17 protein-coding genes are annotated in these 15,957 nt (G+C 70.6%); 6 read left to right on the top strand and 11 right to left on the bottom strand.

Annotated features, from left to right (window positions below; translation table 11 throughout):
- Positions 1-262 precede the first annotated feature (262 nt).
- Positions 263-1,489: a (Fe-S)-binding protein gene (locus QZ607_RS12450; protein WP_295882990.1), complete on the top strand. Its 1,227-nt coding sequence runs from the start codon at positions 263-265 to the stop codon at positions 1,487-1,489.
- 199 nt (positions 1,490-1,688) lie between these two features.
- Positions 1,689-2,333, top strand: a complete 645-nt coding sequence (gene coq7, locus QZ607_RS12445; RefSeq protein ID WP_295882987.1) for a 2-polyprenyl-3-methyl-6-methoxy-1,4-benzoquinone monooxygenase — start codon at positions 1,689-1,691, stop codon at positions 2,331-2,333.
- Positions 2,334-2,616: 283 nt separating this feature from the next.
- Here the strand turns inward: coq7 and speD are convergent, their stop codons facing one another.
- From speD to QZ607_RS12430, 3 genes are all read right to left on the bottom strand, one after another.
- Positions 2,617-3,450, bottom strand: coding sequence for an adenosylmethionine decarboxylase (speD, locus tag QZ607_RS12440; RefSeq protein WP_295882986.1), 834 nt, complete (start codon positions 3,448-3,450; stop codon positions 2,617-2,619).
- A gap of 262 nt (positions 3,451-3,712) precedes the next feature.
- Positions 3,713-5,332: a hypothetical protein gene (locus tag QZ607_RS12435; protein ID WP_295882983.1), complete on the bottom strand. Its 1,620-nt coding sequence runs from the start codon at positions 5,330-5,332 to the stop codon at positions 3,713-3,715.
- A complete protein-coding gene (locus tag QZ607_RS12430; RefSeq protein ID WP_295882982.1) occupies positions 5,325-5,741 on the bottom strand; it encodes an OsmC family protein in 417 nt (138 codons plus the stop codon). Before QZ607_RS12430 ends, QZ607_RS12435 begins: the two co-directional genes overlap by 8 nt.
- 234 nt (positions 5,742-5,975) lie before the next feature.
- Here QZ607_RS12430 and crp point away from each other — a divergent pair, with 234 nt between their 5' ends.
- Positions 5,976-6,629: a cAMP-activated global transcriptional regulator CRP gene (gene crp / locus QZ607_RS12425; RefSeq protein WP_295882980.1), complete on the top strand. Its 654-nt coding sequence runs from the start codon at positions 5,976-5,978 to the stop codon at positions 6,627-6,629.
- Between the two features lie 93 nt (positions 6,630-6,722).
- Here crp and trpC read toward each other — a convergent pair whose 3' ends face one another.
- The 7 genes from trpC to cfa form a co-directional block, all read right to left on the bottom strand.
- A complete protein-coding gene (gene trpC / locus QZ607_RS12420; RefSeq protein ID WP_295882978.1) occupies positions 6,723-7,523 on the bottom strand; it encodes an indole-3-glycerol phosphate synthase TrpC in 801 nt (266 codons plus the stop codon).
- Positions 7,520-8,554 carry an anthranilate phosphoribosyltransferase gene (gene trpD / locus QZ607_RS12415; protein WP_295882976.1) on the bottom strand — a complete coding sequence of 345 codons (1,035 nt, stop codon included), beginning with the start codon at positions 8,552-8,554 and terminating at the stop codon, positions 7,520-7,522. Before trpD ends, trpC begins: the two co-directional genes overlap by 4 nt.
- Before the next feature lie 99 nt (positions 8,555-8,653).
- Positions 8,654-9,238, bottom strand: a complete 585-nt coding sequence (locus tag QZ607_RS12410; RefSeq protein ID WP_295882974.1) for an aminodeoxychorismate/anthranilate synthase component II — start codon at positions 9,236-9,238, stop codon at positions 8,654-8,656.
- A 106-nt stretch (positions 9,239-9,344) separates the two neighbouring features.
- Positions 9,345-10,076 (bottom strand): DnaA regulatory inactivator Hda, encoded by a 732-nt coding sequence (hda, locus tag QZ607_RS12405; RefSeq protein WP_295882972.1) that lies wholly within the window; start codon positions 10,074-10,076, stop codon positions 9,345-9,347.
- 52 nt (positions 10,077-10,128) lie between these two features.
- Complete coding sequence (gene wrbA, locus QZ607_RS12400; RefSeq protein WP_295882970.1) at positions 10,129-10,731, bottom strand: NAD(P)H:quinone oxidoreductase; 603 nt, start codon at positions 10,729-10,731, stop codon at positions 10,129-10,131.
- Positions 10,732-10,966: 235 nt separating this feature from the next.
- Positions 10,967-11,821 carry an Hsp33 family molecular chaperone HslO gene (hslO, locus tag QZ607_RS12395; protein WP_295883006.1) on the bottom strand — a complete coding sequence of 285 codons (855 nt, stop codon included), beginning with the start codon at positions 11,819-11,821 and terminating at the stop codon, positions 10,967-10,969.
- Positions 11,822-11,947: 126 nt separating this feature from the next.
- Positions 11,948-13,162: a cyclopropane fatty acyl phospholipid synthase gene (gene cfa, locus QZ607_RS12390; RefSeq protein ID WP_295882968.1), complete on the bottom strand. Its 1,215-nt coding sequence runs from the start codon at positions 13,160-13,162 to the stop codon at positions 11,948-11,950.
- 316 nt (positions 13,163-13,478) lie between these two features.
- Between cfa and QZ607_RS12385 the strand changes: the two genes are divergently transcribed.
- Positions 13,479-13,940: a hypothetical protein gene (locus QZ607_RS12385; protein WP_295882966.1), complete on the top strand. Its 462-nt coding sequence runs from the start codon at positions 13,479-13,481 to the stop codon at positions 13,938-13,940.
- A 36-nt stretch (positions 13,941-13,976) separates the two neighbouring features.
- Here the strand turns inward: QZ607_RS12385 and QZ607_RS12380 are convergent, their stop codons facing one another.
- Complete coding sequence (locus tag QZ607_RS12380) at positions 13,977-14,813, bottom strand: metallophosphoesterase (RefSeq protein ID WP_295882964.1); 837 nt, start codon at positions 14,811-14,813, stop codon at positions 13,977-13,979.
- A 238-nt stretch (positions 14,814-15,051) separates the two neighbouring features.
- On the opposite strand from QZ607_RS12380, the gene QZ607_RS12375 reads away from it, so the two are divergent.
- Both QZ607_RS12375 and QZ607_RS12370 read left to right on the top strand, forming a co-directional pair.
- Positions 15,052-15,528 (top strand): hypothetical protein, encoded by a 477-nt coding sequence (locus QZ607_RS12375; RefSeq protein WP_295882962.1) that lies wholly within the window; start codon positions 15,052-15,054, stop codon positions 15,526-15,528.
- A gap of 92 nt (positions 15,529-15,620) precedes the next feature.
- Positions 15,621-15,884: a DUF6489 family protein gene (locus QZ607_RS12370; protein ID WP_295882960.1), complete on the top strand. Its 264-nt coding sequence runs from the start codon at positions 15,621-15,623 to the stop codon at positions 15,882-15,884.
- Positions 15,885-15,957 lie beyond the last annotated feature (73 nt).

Raw genomic sequence — 15,957 nt, 5'->3', positions numbered from 1 at the left:
ACCGGAGAGCCGTGTGCGGGAGAACCGCACGCACGGTTCGGAGGGAGGGGAGGCGCACGCCTTCCCTACCCCTATCCAGGGGGCCGAGTGAAACTCGGCGGTCCCAGGGGCCGAGTGAAACTCGGCGGCCCCAGGGGGCCGAGTGAAACTCGGTGGCCCCAGGGGCGGATGCCGCTGTGATGTGGCCGGGGCGCACAGTGCGCCACTGCCTGCCTTGCCGACCCTGCCCAAACCATTATCGCACTGAACCGCGCAGAAGACCTTGAACGATCGCGAATTGCTGCGCCTCGCGGACCAGTGCGTCAAGTGCGGTCTGTGCCTGCCGCATTGCCCCACGTTCCGCCTGTACCAGCACGAGGCGGACTCGCCGCGCGGGCGGATCGCGCTGGTCCAGGGGCTCGCCGGCGGCCAGCTCAGCGACAATGCGCGGCTCGATGCGCATCTGGCGGGCTGCCTGGAGTGCCGGGCCTGCGAGGTGGCGTGCCCGTCCCTGGTGCAGTTCGCCACCCTGATGGATGCCGCCCGCGCGGCACGGGTGGCACGGCTGCCGGCGCCGCAGCGTTGGTGGCGGCGCCTGCGGCTGGATGCGCTGAGCGCCACCTGGCTCCTGCCGCTGCTGGCGTGGGCGGCGCTGGCCTATCGGCGGCTCGGGCTGGCCGCCATCGCGCCTCGCGCCGGGCTGCTGCGGTGGCCCCAGCTGCGCGTGCTGCATGGGCTTGCGCTGCGTCTGCATCGGCCGCAACCGCCGGCGGCCCGCGAGCGCCGAGCGGCGACGGATGGCGGGGATGCCGCACAGCCGGTGGTGCTGTTCCGCGGCTGCGTCGCCCGGGTCTTGGAGCCGGCGGTGATGCAGGCGGCGGTGGTGGTCTTCCGCCGGCTCAAGGTGCCGCTGGCGGTGCCGGACGGACAGGTTTGCTGTGGCGCCATGCACCGGCACAACGGCTTCCCCGCTGCCGCCGATGCCCTGCTGGCGCAGAACCGGGCTGTGCTCGGCGACGCGCGGGTGGTGGGCGGCGCCAGTGCCTGTGTGGCCGAGCTGCGCGGAACGGTTGATGCCGTGGAGCTGTGCCGGGCGGTGCTGGACAGCCCCTGGCCCGCCGGGCTGGTGCCGGGGCGCCTCACCGGTGTGGTGGCGGTGCACGAGCCCTGCTCGCACCGCAACCAGTTGCGCGATACGGCGGCGGTGTATGCGCTGCTGCACCGCATCCCTGGGCTGGAAGTAGTGGCCTTGCCGGGCAATGACAGCTGTTGTGGTGCGGCGGGCACCTATCTGCTGGATCAGCCCGAGACCGCCGCGGCGCTTGCGGCGCATAAGGTGGCGGCACTGAGGCGCCTCTCACCCCGCTGGCTTGCCACCACCAACACCGGCTGTGCGGCCCACCTGGCGTCCGCCGCCGAGGCCGCCGGACTTGACCTGGACGTGGTGCATCCGGTGGTGCTGCTGGCGCGGGCGCTCGGGCAGGGCGGCGAGGGTCGCGGGGCCGTGTGACGGTTTGGCGACAACGCCAGCACCCTGAAGAAGCCTGATTTGGGCGGGCTCTTGATCTGCGTCGGCCCCGGGTTGCGGCCCTCGGCGAAGGGTTGGGCTTTGCGCGATACTTCGGCCTTGCCATCGGCGCCGCCGCCAGCAGATCGGTGGCAACAGTGATACCTCAGCCAACAACCGATTGCCCTGCTGTCTGATTGTCATGAGCACCAGAGACTATTCCCCCGTCGATCAGGCCCTGATGGGCTTCGATCAGGCCCTGCGCACCATCTTCGGCCGTCCGCGCCTCACCGAGCGGGAGAACCCCGCGGAACAGTACATGGAGGTGGACCTTGCAGAGGAGGAGCGCCGGCACCTCGGCGGCCTGATGCGCGTGAACCACACCGGCGAAGTGTGCGCGCAGGCCCTCTATCAGGGGCAGGCGCTGACCGCCCGTCTCGCGGAGGTGCGCGAGAGCCTGGAGCGCTCGGCGCTGGAGGAGAACGACCACCTGGCCTGGTGCGAGCAGCGGCTGGACGAGCTCGGTGCCCGCAAGAGCCTGCTGAACCCGCTGTGGTACGCCGGCTCCTTTGCCATGGGAGCCGCCGCCGGGCTCGCCGGCGACAAGTGGAGCCTCGGCTTCGTCGTGGAGACGGAGCGACAGGTGGAGAGCCATCTGGACGAGCACATCGCACAGGTGCCGGGTGACGACCAGCGCACACGCGCCATTCTGGAGCAGATGAAAGCGGACGAGATCCACCACGCCGACGTGGCCCACGCCGCCGGCGGTGCCGAGCTGCCGGGTCCCGTCAAGCTGGCCATGAAGGCCGTTTCGAAGGTGATGACCCGCGGCGCTTATTGGGTTTAAGTGACGGCTGCTGACGCCGGGTCTCAGACCTGGGAGCAACCGGGTCGCCCGCGCGCGACCGGTCTTGGACAGGCCAGGGCTGAGGGCAGGACGCAGCATCGCCGCGGGCGGTTGTTCCGCGCTCCTGGATACTCGACAACAGCACCCTGGATTGCTTGACCGCCCCGGATGTTTGCGGATGCGTCGGGTTTTGAATGTCCCGGGCGCCGGCGCGCCCAAGGCCAGAGCAGCCGTGGCCGCCCGCGAGGTGAGAAGTCCGGAGCCTCAGCCCTCCGCCCTCTCCTTATCCCCTCTTTCCATTCCACCCCTCGATATCACGGTTCAGATTTCGCCCGTAGAAGATTTCCATCATCTCCCGGCGCACCAGGCGCTGGATGCGCTTGTATTCCTTGTCCGAGAGCTCTTCGACATCGACGCAGAAAAGATAGTCGTCCAGCTCGAACCGGTTCACCACCATCTTGGTGTGGAACAGATTCTCCTGGTACACGTTCACGTCCATCATCTGGTAGCGGTTCTTGGTGTCCCGCGACAGGTAGTTTTGGATGGAGCTGATGTTGTGGTCGATGAAGTGCTTGCGCCCGCGCACGTCGCGGGTGAAGCCGCGTACCCGGTAGTCCATGATCACGATGTCCGACTCCAGGGCGTGGATCAGGTAGTTGAGCGCCTTGAGCGGTGAGATCAGCCCGCAGGTGGACACGTCGATGTCCGCCCGAAAGGTGCTGATGCCGTTGTGCGGATGGCTCTCCGGATAGGTGTGGACTGTGATGTGGCTCTTGTCCAGGTGCGCGACGACGGCATCCGGCAGCGGCCCCGGCGTCGCCGAGTTGGTGAGCGACTGATCCGGCGCATGCTCCTCCGCGATGAGCATGGTCACCGACGCGCCCTGGGGCTCGTAGTCCTCGCGCGCGATGTTCAGGATATTGGCGCCGATGATATTGGCCACGTCGGTCAGGATGCCGGTCAGGCGCTCGGCGTTGTAGGCCTCGTCGATGTAGGCGATGTAGGCGGCGCGCTGCTCGTCGGAGTCCGTGTAGCAGATGTCGTAGATGTTGAAGCTGAGCGACTTCGTGAGGTTGTTGAAGCCGTGCAGCTTGAGCCGTTTGGACGTCTTGGACATGGTGCTGTAGCGCTCGCGGCTGCGGCCGGCTCTGTGCGGATCGACGCTTCCTGTCGTATGGACCGGCGCGGCTGTGGGTGACGACGGCGGGGGCTGCGCGGCTTTCAGGCCGACGCCGCGCTCCGATGCCGACGCGGCCCGATGCGGCCGGCCACCCGCAAAGGCGCGCACGCTACGCCCCAAACCGGGTGCTTTGCAAGGGACTTCGGGGGCAGCGGCGGGGGGCCGCGACCGGGTGGCTCCGCGTCGGCTCCGCGTTGGCTTAGGGGGGCGCCTGACCGGTGTTGCAGAGCCCCGCCAGCGTCCTCTGAAGCGTGGCTTCATCGCTGGCCAGGGCGATGGCCGTGCTCGCCGGAATCGGGCCGCGCATGAGCAGCCGGTCGTGAAAGCTGCGGCTCGCAGCGGGATCCTGCGCGAGGCTGTTCTGGACGGCGGCGATGAGCTGCCAGCCGAGCACGCGCGCCAAGGCGTCACCCGGGTTGCGGATGAGGTCGGCGAGGACGCCATCGGCATCGCCCAGCGCCGCGGCGCGCTCGCGCGCCGCCGCCAGGCTGAGGCGGCCCAGGTGCAGGTCCAGGTCCAGCCTGGCCTGTGCCACCGCAGTGCGCTCCGCAGCACGGACCGTCATCTCGGCGTCGCTGCCCGCGAGCACCAGCTCCGCCAGCGCCAGCGGCCAGCCCTCGCGCAGCGAGACGCCACCGGCGAGGAGCCGCGGCAGCGAGCGCGCGGCCATGCCGCCCGCGAAGATCAGGCTGTGCAGGCCGCCCCAGCCGAGCCGCAGGCACTGAAGCGACAGGGCCGCTTCTGCGCCCGGCGCCCGTGCCGGCACGCTCTCGCCATCGGGCAGGTAGAGGGTGCCGTGCCCCCGCGTCAGGTCCGGCACATAGTCGATGCCGTCGCGGTCCAGCGGCACCGTTCCGGTGTCATCTTTTTTGGCGTCATCCTCGGCGGTGGCACCGGGGGTCAGCCGCGGGCGGACGGGTCCTGTCGCCACCCGCAGCGGCGCCACCGGCAGCGTGAGTCGAAGGCGCTCGCCGAGCAGCTGCCGCAGGCGGGCGCACTCCGCACGCAGGCCCTCGCTGGTCGCCGTCGCTGCCGCAGGCACCATCTCCGCCGCGCCCAAGTTGCGTGCGGATGCGAGCCGCTCCAGCAGCGGTGTGCAGTCATCGGGCCGTAGGGGCAGGCGGTGGCGATGGCGCAGCAGAAAGCCCAGGTGCGCCGGGCCGCAGCCGCAGCGCCCCGCCGCCCGCGGCGCGATGGCGCTCTTGAGCGCCGCTGCGTACTGGCGCAGGGCCGTGGCTGCGGCCTCGGCGGCGGCCTCGATCTCCCCGATGCCGCGGCAGTGGGTGGCGAGCCAGCGCGAGCGCACCAGCGCGCGCAGATAGCCCGGACCCGCGGCGGCGGCGCGGGCGGCCGCCGCCACCAGCGGTGGCGGGATCAGCTCTGCCATGGGCGTCAGTTGGGTGATGGCGAGCCGCAGATGGGCGGGGATCGCCGTCAGGAGCGCCAGCAGGTCTTCGCGCAGGGACGGGGCCGCCAGCAGGGTCAGGCGGTGGATCTCAGTGAGCGGCAGGAAGCGCAGAGGGTCGCGGTGGCGCCAATCGCGCTCCAGCAGCTCGCGGTGCTCGACGGCGGCGAGTCCGAACAGCAGCTCCGCATCCAGCCGTCGGTCGGTGTCCAGGGCGTCGTGATCCAGCTCCTGAAGCGCGACGATCAGGGTCTCCAGCAGGCTGCCCAGGGCGGCGTGGTCGTCGTCGGACTGCGGCGCCGGCAGGCCCGAACAGTCGCTGAGGCCGGTGGTCAGCGCCGCCCCCGGATGGAACCGGAGCCAGCCGGAGAAGAACTCCCGGGCGAGCCCGTCGAAGGCCGCCGCCTCAGGCATCGCGGATCTCGAAGTCGTGCGTCACCTTCGCTGTGGCCCCGAGCATGATGGACGCGGAGCAGTATTTCTCGGCGCTGAGCGCAATGGCCCGCTCCACCTGCTTGCGGCTCAGGTCGTGGCCGGTGACGATGAAATGCACGTGGATGCGGGTGAAGACCTTGGGCTCGGTCTCGGCGCGCTCGGCGCTCAGCTCCACGAGACAATCGGTCACCCGGGCCCGGCCGCGCTTGAGGATCAGCAGCACGTCGAACTGCGTGCAGCCGCCGAGGCCGAGCAGCAGCATCTCCATGGGGCGCACCCCGAGATTACGCCCGCCCAGGTCCGGCGGGCCGTCCATGACCACGGCGTGCCCACTGCCGGACTCGCCCACCATGGCGGTGCCCTCCAGCCACTTGACGCGTGCCTTCATCTCTGCAACTCAATCATGGTGAAAACACTTATCGGTGTATAGGGTGATTCCTGCACTGCGACATCCGGTGATTTCGCGTATCTTGTCGCTGCCTGTATGGCTGCACCCAAGTGATCGACGTCGGTGCCGATGCCGTGGCGCGAACGCCCCAGTGCCGGCGGCGACAGGCTACCACGGACGGCGCGCGGGCACGGAAGCACCGGCGATGTCAGAACGAAACCGAGCAACCGACGCATGATCCAGAGAATCGTGCCCCAGACCGATCCCGAATGGCTGGAGCCCTTCCTCAGCCACTGCCACACGAAGCAGTACGAGAAGCGCGTGGACTTCATCCACGCGGGCGAGCCCGCCGAGACGCTGTACTACCTCGTCGAGGGCTCGGTGGCGGCGCTGATCGAGGACGAGGACCACCGCGAGCTCACCCTCGCGCACATCAACGCCGGCGAGTTCATCGGCGAGATGGGGCTCTTCCTGCCGCAGAAGACCCGCAGCGTCGTGGTGCGCACCCGCACCAAGTGCCGCGTCGCCGAGATCAGCTATCGGCGCCTGGAGCAGGTGCTGGAGCGCGAGCTGCGCGAGCACGCGCTGCCCCTGCTCCATGCCATCGGGCGACAGCTTTCCCTGCGCCTTCAGCGCACCAGCCGCAAGGTGGGCGACCTCGCCTTCGTGGATGTCACGGGTCGCATTGCGGGTACCCTGCTTGAGCTGTGCAAGCAGCCGGACGCCATGACCCATCCGGACGGCATGCAGATCCGCATCACCCGTCAGGACCTCGGGCGCATGGTCGGGTGCTCCCGCGAGATGGCCGGCCGGGTGCTGAAGGCGCTCGAAGAGCAGGACCAGATCAGCGTCAAGGGCAAGACCATCGTCGTCTTCGGGACGCGCTGACGAACAAGCATCGAGTATCGAGTATCGGGGGGCGAGGCGCCGACGCATCGCTCGCTGAGGGTTCCCCGCTCCCCGTGCCCAGCGCCTCGTCACTCACCAATCAAACAAGTCTGCCAGCTTCGCCCCCGGCTCCGGGGCGCGCATGAAGGACTCCCCCACCAGAAATGCGTGCACGCCCTGGCTGCGCATGCGTGCCACGTCGTCGCGGCTGTGAATGCCGCTCTCGGTGACCAGGAGCCGCTCGGCGGGGATCTGCGGCAGCAGCGCGAGGGTGGTGTCCAGGCTCACCTCGAAGCTGCGCAGATCCCGGTTGTTGATGCCGATGAGCCGCGTGGGCACCGCCAAGGCCCGCTCAAGCTCGGCGGTGTCGTGCACCTCCAGCAGCACGTCCATGCCGAGCGTCTGCGCGAGGGCGGCGAAGTCCGCGAGCTGTGCGTCCGTGAGACAGGCGGCGATGAGCAGGATGCAGTCGGCGCCCAGCGCGCGGGCCTCGTGGATCTGATAGACGTCGATGACGAAGTCCTTGCGGATCACCGGCAGGGCGCAGGCGCCGCGGGCGTCCACAAGGTGCGCATCGTCGCCCTGGAAGAAGTCCCGGTCCGTCAGCACCGACAGGCAGGCGGCGCCGCCGCGGGCGTAGGATGCGGCGATCTCGGCGGGCTGGAAGTCCTCGCGCAGCAGTCCCTTGCTCGGGCTGGCGCGCTTGATCTCGGCGATGACGGCGGCCTCACCTGCCGCGATCTTCGCCGCCAGCGCGTCGGCGAAGCCGCGGGTTGGGCCGGCCTCGGCGGCGGCCGCGGCAATGGCCTGTGGTGGACGGTGACGCTGACGCTCCGCCACCTCCTCCGCCTTGTGGGCGACGATGCGCTTCAGGATGTCCGGTGTGTCCGTCATGCGGGCTGCGCCCCGAAGCCCTGGGTGAGTGCCGCGAGCCGCGTCAGCCGTGTCAGGGCGGCGCCGTCGTCGATGGCAGCCCGGGCCGCCGCGACGCCGTCCGCCAGGCTGTCGACAACGCCGGCGGCATAGATGGCTGCGGCGGCGTTGAGCAGCACGATGTCCCGCGCCGGGCCCGGCTCACCGGACAGCGCTGACTGCACCAGCCGCAGGCTGTGCTCGGGGCCGTCCACGCGGATCTGGTCCAGCGGCGCCTCGCTCAGTCCGAAGTCCGCCGGCGCGATGCGGTAGCGGCGAATGGCGCCGTCCTTGAGCTCGGCGATGTCGGTGGGTGCCGCGATGCTGATCTCGTCCAACCCGTCCGCGGCGTGCACCACCAGCACCTGCTCGGCGCCCAGGTCGGCGAGCACCTCGGCCAGTGGCTCCAGCAGCGGCTCGGCGAACACGCCCAGCACCTGCCGCCGTACGCCGGCGGGGTTGGTGAGCGGCCCGAGCACGTTGAAGAGGGTGCGCACGCCGAGCTCCCGCCGCGGGCCGATGGCGTGCTTCATGGCGCCATGGTGAGCGGGGGCGAACATGAAGCCCACACCCACCTCCCGCACACAGCGGGCCACCTGCTCCGGCGTCAGGGTCAGGCTCACGCCCGCCGCTTCCAGCAGATCCGCGCTGCCGGACTTGGAGGACACCGAGCGGTTGCCGTGCTTGGCCACGTGGCAGCCGGCGGCGGCGGCGACGAACATGCTCGCCGTGGAGATGTTGAAGGTGCCCGCCGCATCGCCGCCGGTGCCGACGATGTCCACGGCATGCGGCAGGTCGCCGATGTCCACGCCGGTGGCCAGCTCGCGCATGACTGCCGCGGCGGCGGCGATCTCCGGCACCGTCTCGCCCTTGAGCCTGAGCGCCACCAGGAAGCCCGCGATCTGCGCCGGGGACGCGCCGCCGGTCATGATGGCGCGCATGCAGCCGGTCATCTCCTCGGCGCTGAGGTCGTGCCCGTCGATGACGCGGGCCAGGGCTTGTTTGATGTCCATGGGAATAGCGCTGTCTCTCGTCGTTCGCTCGATCAGAGGCCCCTCAGCCCTCAGCCCTTCCGTATCAGGGCTGAGGGCTGAGGGCTGAGGGCGGTTCGGTCAGGTTTGGTCCTGCAGGAAGTTGTGGAGGATATCGTGACCGTGACGGGTGAGGATGGACTCCGGGTGGAACTGCACCCCCTGCACCGGCAGCTCGCGGTGGCGCACGCCCATGATCTCGTCGCGGCTGCCGTCGTCGCGGCAGGTCCAGGCGGTGACTTCCAGCGCCGGCGGCAGGTGCTCGGCGTCGATGACCAGCGAATGATACCGGGTGGCCTCGAAGGGTGTCTCAAGGCCCGCGAAGACGCCCTGGCCCTGGTGGTGTATGGGCGAGGTCTTGCCGTGCATCACCGCCCGGGCCTTGATGACTTCGCCGCCGAAGGCGCGGCCGATGGACTGATGGCCCAGACAGACCCCGAGCACCGGCACATGGCCGGCGGCGGCCTGGATCAGCGCCACGGAGATGCCCGCCTCGTCCGGGGTGCAGGGCCCCGGTGAGATGACGATCCGCTCCGGACCGAGTGCCAGGGCCTCGGCAACGCTCGCCTCGTCGTTGCGCAGCACGCGCACCTCGGCGCCCAGCTCGCCCAGGTACTGCACCAGGTTGTAGGTGAAGGAGTCGTAGTTGTCGATCATCAGCACCATGGGTGCGGTCCTGTGCGTCGGTGTGGCGGTAACGGTTTGCGGTCGTGGTCCGGGTCGCCATTGTCGCGCAGCGCGGCGGCAGCGCAAGACCCGGGGCGCGCGCGGCTCAGAGACCGTCGTCGGCGAGGGATGCGTCCAGGCTGCGCTGAAGCAGCTGCCCCACCAGCCGCGGTGTCGGCGCCCGGCGCAGCCGCAGCGAGGTCTGGTCCAGTGCCTCCAACAGGGCGAGCAGGGAGGCCGTGTCGCGCGGGCTGTAGGTGAGGATATAGCGCAGGGTGTCGGCGTCGAGCGCCAGGCCGCGGGTGGCGGCCTCCCGCTCCAGCAGGCGGGCGCGGCCGGCGTCGTCCAATGGCTTCAGGGCGTAGGTGGCGCAGGCACAGAGCCGGGAGGTCAGGTCAGCCAGCTTCAGGCCCAGGGCCGGCGCCGGCGCCCGTGCCGCCAGCAGCAGCCGCCCGCCACGCTGCCCCAGGGCGTTGTACAGGTTGAACAGGCCGAGCTCCCACTCGCGCTGCCCGGCGACGGCCTGCAGGGCATCGATGACCACCGCGTCGCAGTGCTCCAGGCCCTCCAGCACCGAGGGCGCCAGGCCGGCCAGATCGAGCGGCAGGAAGCGCGCCGCAGCACCGGTGCCCACGGCGGCCTCGAAGGCGGCATGCAGCAGATGGCTCTTGCCGCTGCCCGCCTCGCCGTGCACCAGCACATGGCCGGCGGCGGGGTCGCTCGCCCAGTGCCGCAGCGCCGCCACCACAGCACTGTTGCCGTCGGCCACGAAGGCGTCGAAGCCGCCGCTGCCCGGCAGTCGCAGCGGCAGACAGAGCTGGCGGGCGGCGATGCTCATGACCGCCCGGGTGTGCAGGGCGGCGCCGCGCAACGGCGCATGCGCTGCCGCATCAGTCCGCGAGCGCCCGGGCGGTGTTGGCCAGGCGGCGGCCGAGGGCTTGGCAGAGCCGCTTCTCGGCATCGGTGACGGGGTTGTCGTTGTCGATGCCGGCCACGTGCGAGGGGCCGTAAGGTGTGCCGCCGGCGTCTGTATGCAGCAGGTCCGTCTCGCTGTAGGGCAGGCCCAGGATGAGCATGCCGTGGTGCAGCAGGGGCAGCATCATCGAGATGAGGGTCGTCTCCTGGCCCCCGTGCAGGCTGGACGTGGACGTGAACACCCCGGCCGGCTTGCCGGACAGCGCGCCGCTCAGCCACAGCGGCGAGGTGCCGTCGAGAAAGTATTTCATCGCCGCCGCCATGTTGCCGAAGCGCGTGGGGCTGCCGAGCGCCAGTGCCGCACAGTCGCGCAGGTCATCCAGCTCCGCATAGGGCGCCCCGGCGTCCGGGATGCTGTCGGCCACGGCCTCGCTGACGGTGGAGACCGCCGGCACCGTGCGCAGCCGCGCCTCCACGCCCGCCTCCTCGACGCCGCGGGCCACCTGGCGCGCCATCTCCGCGGTGGCGCCGAAGCGGCTGTAGAACAGGACCAGGACATAGGGCGTGGCGTCGGACATGGTGAGGTTCCAGGGTTGATGTTGGTGGCCGCGGGCGGGCTCGCGTCATCGGCCCCGCGTCGTCTGTACAGCATACCGGTGCCGGCCGCCTGCTGCCGCGGGTAACGGACGCTCGGCTGAAGGCGGGGAGGGCGTCCACGACAACCCGGGCGCTGCCAACGTCGGGTGGCGCGGCGAAGCGCATCGTCCGCGGGCCGGAGCGGCTCCGGGACCCAGCGCCGGGCAGGGGGCGTCCTCAGTGCATCGAGTCCTTGACACCGGCGGGCACCACGCTGTCGGTGAACAGCTCGCGGGCGTCCACGGCGTCGAAGCGATAGCCGCGGTTGCAGAACTCGCAGGTGACGGCGATGTCGCCCTGCTCGGCCAGGATGGCGTCGACCTCGGCGCGGCCGAGCGCCCGCAGGGTCTGCTCGATGCGCCCGCGCGAGCAGCCGCAGCGGAAGGCCACGGGCTCCGGGTCGTAGAGTCTCACGTCTTCTTCGTGGAACAGGCGGCGCAGCAGATTCTGCACCGGCAGGGTCAGCAGCTCGCGCTCTTCGACGGTGTCGGCGAGGGTGACGGTGCGCGTCCAGCCGTCGGCGTCCTCCACCGTGCCCGGCATCCGCTGCAGCATCAGACCCACCGCGCGGTTGCCGTCCACGGCCAGCCACAGCCGCGTCGGCAACTGCTCGGAGTGGCCGAAATAGGTCTCGATGGCGGCGCCGAGGCCGGCGCCCTCCAGCGGCACGATGCCCTGGTAGCGCTCACCCCGGGTGGGGTCCAGCGTCAGCGCCAGGTGGCCGGCGCCGAACAGGCGTTGCAGGTCCCCGTGGGGCACGTCACCGTCCCAGCGGGCGAGGCCGCGCACCGTGCCGCGGTGGGTACCCTGCACGACGAGCGTTCGGATGGGGCCGCTGCCCTGGGCCTGGAGGGTCAGGCTGCCCTCGAACTTGAGCGTCGCCGTGAGCAGCAGCACCGCGGCCAGCGCCTCGCCGAGCGGTCGCTGCACGGGCCCCGGGTAGGGATGGCGGGACAGCACCGCCTGGAAGGAAGCGTCCAGGCACACCAGCTCGCCGCGCACGCCGAGGCGCTCGAACAGGAAGCGGTGCAGGGTGTCGGGCTGGGGGCCCGGCTGGGATCCCGCCGGGCGCCCGGGCTGAGCCCCGGACTGATCGCCTGGGTCGGCCGGCGCGCTCACGCCGGCGGCCCCAGCGGTGGATTCGACGCGGCGGCGCCGTCAGCGCACGGAGCGATAGGCCCCGGGGCGGCTGCGCTTGGCCAGCACGAGCTGCCACAGCTGACCCTGCCGCGAGCGGAAAAAGCCCGCCGACGCGTGCAGATAGTATTTCCACATGCGGTAGAAGACATCGTCATAATTGCCGCGGAGCTCGGGCCAGGCGGCGTCGAAGCGCTGCCACCAGGCCATCAGCGTGGGGTCGTAGTCGGGGCCGAAGTTGTGCCAGTCCTCCACCAGGAAGCGGCCCTCCAGAGCGTGGCTGATTTCCACCGCCGAAGGGATTTTGCCGTTGGGGAAGATGTATGCATCGGTCCACGAATCGGTAATGGACGAGGTGGTGCTGTTGCCGATGGTATGCAACAGGAAGAGCCCGTCCTCCGTGAGCACCCGGCGGGCGACATCGAAATAGCTGGTGTAATTGCGCACCCCCACGTGCTCGAACATGCCGATGGAGACGATGCGCTCGAAGCGCCCGCCGACCTTTTGCGGCACGTCGCGGTAGTCCAGCAGCCGGATGTCCACGGGCAGGTCGCGGCAGCGCTCCGTGGCCAGCTCCGCCTGCCGGCGCGACACGGTGATACCCACCACCTCGACCCCGTAGTGCCGGGCGGCATGGGCCGCAAGGCCGCCCCAGCCGCAGCCGATGTCCAGCAGCCGCTGTCCGGGGGCGAGCTCCAGCTTGCGGCAGGTCAGCTCCAGCTTGGCGAGCTGGGCCTCCTCCAGCGTCGTGGCATCCCGCCAGTAGCCGCAGCTGTAGCTCATGGTCGGGTCCAGCATGGCCCGATAGACATCGTTGCCGATGTCGTAGTGCCGCTCGCCGACGGTGAAGGCGCGCGCGCGCGACTGGCGGTTGATGAGCCGGTCTTTGAGCCAGTGCAGGGCGAAGTGCAGCTTCGCTGCATGGTTGAGCGCCGTGTCGAGGTCGTGGCGCAGGAGCCGGGCGAAGGTCTCGTCCAGCTGCGCGCTGTCCCAGGCACCCGCCATGTAGGCCTCGCCGAGGCCGAGGGAGCCGTCGCGCAGGGTACGCTGGTAGACGCTCGGGTCGCGCACCTGGATGTCCCAGGGGCGGCTGCCGTTGATGCGCACGTCGGTGGGCTCCAGCAGCCGCTCGAACAGCTTTGGTGGTGCCGTGGACGCGGCGCCTGCGTGGGCCGCCAGGGCGAGGTCGCCTGCCGGCGAGCCTGCGTGCGGATGCTGACTCTGTGCCGTGGCCATGGGCTTGATGCTCCCGCCGGGTCAGACCCGGCCAGCGGATGGTTGCGGTGACGGCCGCCGGCATGGGCGCGTGGCTCCCGCACCGGAATGACCTGTTCTGGATGCGGTTTGATGACAACGCATCGGCCGCGCTGGTGCAATAGGGGGCTGCCCGAGCTGGCTTGCCCGTTGTGATGGAGCTGGTCCGTGGATGCAGCGCGCCCGGCGATTGTGCCGGTGGGCGTGCCTCAGTCGGTGCGCGGACGGGCTATGATCAAAGCACATCGACGCGCCGGGTCTGCTCGGCGCAACCGCGGATCGATACAGGAGACCTCCCATGCGCATGATGACAACGCGCCCGCTGTGGCTCAATGCAGCGCCGCTGCATTGGCCTGCTTTCAGTCTGCTTCCGATCCTGCTCGGGCTGGCACTCGTGCTCGCCGCGGGGCTCGTGGGCTGCACCTCCCAGCCGGTGGTCTACGGCGGTACCCGTGTCGCCCAGGCGGACATCGACGAATGTCGGCGTCTGGCGCGGGAGGCCGGTGCCGGTACGGACGGCAGCCGCATCGCCCGCGACACCGCCGTGGGTGCCGCCGCGGGCGGTGCCGCCACCGGCATCTACGGCGCCGTGCGCGGCTACGACGATGTCGGCAACCGCGCCGCCGCCGGCGCGGCCGCCGGTGCCGCGGTGGGGCTGGTGCGCGGCGTCACCCGCAGCAGCGAGCCGAGCAGCACCTTCAAGAACTACGTCAACCGCTGCCTGCGCGAGCGCGGCTACGATGTGGTGGGCTGGAACTGACCCATTGACCGCAGTGCGCAGCGCCGCGCCCGACCGTCAGCGCTGCGCACGCAGGTAACGGTCCACGGAGTCCTGCAGCTCCAGCTCGCCGCGCAGCACGGCGGCCTCGAACTGCTGCCGCCAGCCGCCCATGAGCAGCTCGGCGCGCCGCCATTCCTCGAACACGAGCCGCGCCAGCGGCCCGCCGTGGTCGAGAAAGCCGGAGTCCTCGAAGTCGTGCGCTGCCCGCACCCGGTCGTAGGGAAAGCGTACGAGCTCGGTGCGCCAGCGCCCGCCGCGCCAGGTGAAGCGGCCGTAGCTGCCGCGCACGTCACCGTCGAAGGGCGAGCCCGCGGAGCCGACGTTGACCACGTCCATGCCCTGCGTGTGGCGCTGGTGCGTGCGATGGGTGTGACCCGAGACGAACAGCGCGACGCCCTCCGGCAGCCGGCCCACCAGGGATTCATCGCTGCGGCCCGGGGTGATGCCGTCGCGGTTGCCCGCCATGGTGCCGTGCGTCACGTGCAGCCAGGCGTCCGCGCCGGGGGGGTGCAGACACAGGTGATCCGGCCAGCCGCGCAGACCCTCCGCCTGGTCGGCCACCTGCTGCCAGGCCCAGTCCGTGAAGCGGCGGATCTCGCGCTCGCCGTCGGAGGCCGGCGCCTGCGCCCCGCAGCGCAGCACCCAGACCTCGTGGTTGCCGTTGACGGGCAGCCAGCCCTGCTCGCGGCGCAGACTGTCGAACCGTGCGAGGCAGCCGGCGCTGTCCGGACCCCGGTTCACGAGGTCGCCGGCCATCACCACCAGGTCCGGGCGCCAGGCGTCGATGTGCTCGATGACAGCGTCGAGTGCGGGCAGCACCGCCTGCACGTCGGAGAACACGGCGACCTTCATTGCGACTGCTCCCAATGGGTTGATGGCCGGAGGCTGATGGTCTGAGGGGCCGAGCGCAGGCGTGGCGGAGACGGCGATGGCAACGCCCGCGCAGGTCGCCACGATGCGTCGGCGGGTAGCGGCGGCTGGACGACTTTGTGGGCCGGCAGGGGCGGCCTGTGCACGACAGCGCCACCCATTGCAGTTTAAGCTAAGGCCTCGCGTGCCGCATCCCGAGTCTCACGATCCAACCCTGCCGATGACCGAGAACACCCCCGCCGCCTTCTCCGAAACCGCGGACCCCGACTGGGACATGCCGCTCAGCCTGCGCATTACGCCGGCCCTGCTGGTGCATGCGCTGATGGAGAATGCCTCCGGCGTGCACACCGGCTGGGAGAGCTGCGTGGATGAGTCCGCGCTGCTCTCCGAGCTCGTGGTCATGGACGACACAGGCGGTGCCGCGGTGCGGCTGGTGGAGCAGGAGTTTGCCGATGAGGCGGAGCCGGATGCCGTCTGGCACGATTGGGCCGTGGAGGTGCGCATCGGCCGTGTGGTCACCACGGGACACTTCTCCGTGCGCACCAACGCACCGCCGCTCGACTGGAACTGGCATTTGCAGGAGGCCGAGCGCACCTTTGAGCGCGCCTGTGTGCTGCTGGGGCGCCGGGTGCGCCGGGGCCTCGCCGTGGAGGAGCCGCTGCCGCAGGAGCTGCCGCCGAGGGCGAGCCGCCACTGAGTGCAGGCCTGCGCCGCCCACCCGTCAACAGCAGCGCAGCGCTGCTGTCCCCGTCCACCTGTCGCCACCCGCCGGGAGCCGCCACCGCCGCCATGAAGATCCACATCGACCTCGACATCAGCGCCGTGGAAATGCGCAGGCTCATGGGCCTGCCGGACGTGGAGGCCTTCCAGCAGCAGCTGCTGGACGACATCCGCGAGCGCATGCAGGCGGGCGCGGAGGGCTATGACCCGCTCCGGCTCTTCCAGCCCTACCTGGCCAGCAGCCTCAAGGGTATGGACATGATGCAGCAGCTCTTCGCCGCCGGCCTTGGCGCCAGCCCCAGGGGCACAGGCAAGGGCGACGACGACGCCTGACGCCGGCGCCTGGCTGATCGCAGTCGGCGCCGGCGACCCGGCCCGGTCAGCATGGCGAGCCGGCCGCGCCGAC

This window comes from uncultured Thiohalocapsa sp. (assembly GCF_913063425.1).
GTDB lineage: Bacteria > Pseudomonadota > Gammaproteobacteria > Chromatiales > Chromatiaceae > Thiohalocapsa.
The sequence above is the reverse complement of the archived record's forward strand: the minus strand, read 5'-3'. Positions and strand labels throughout refer to the sequence as shown.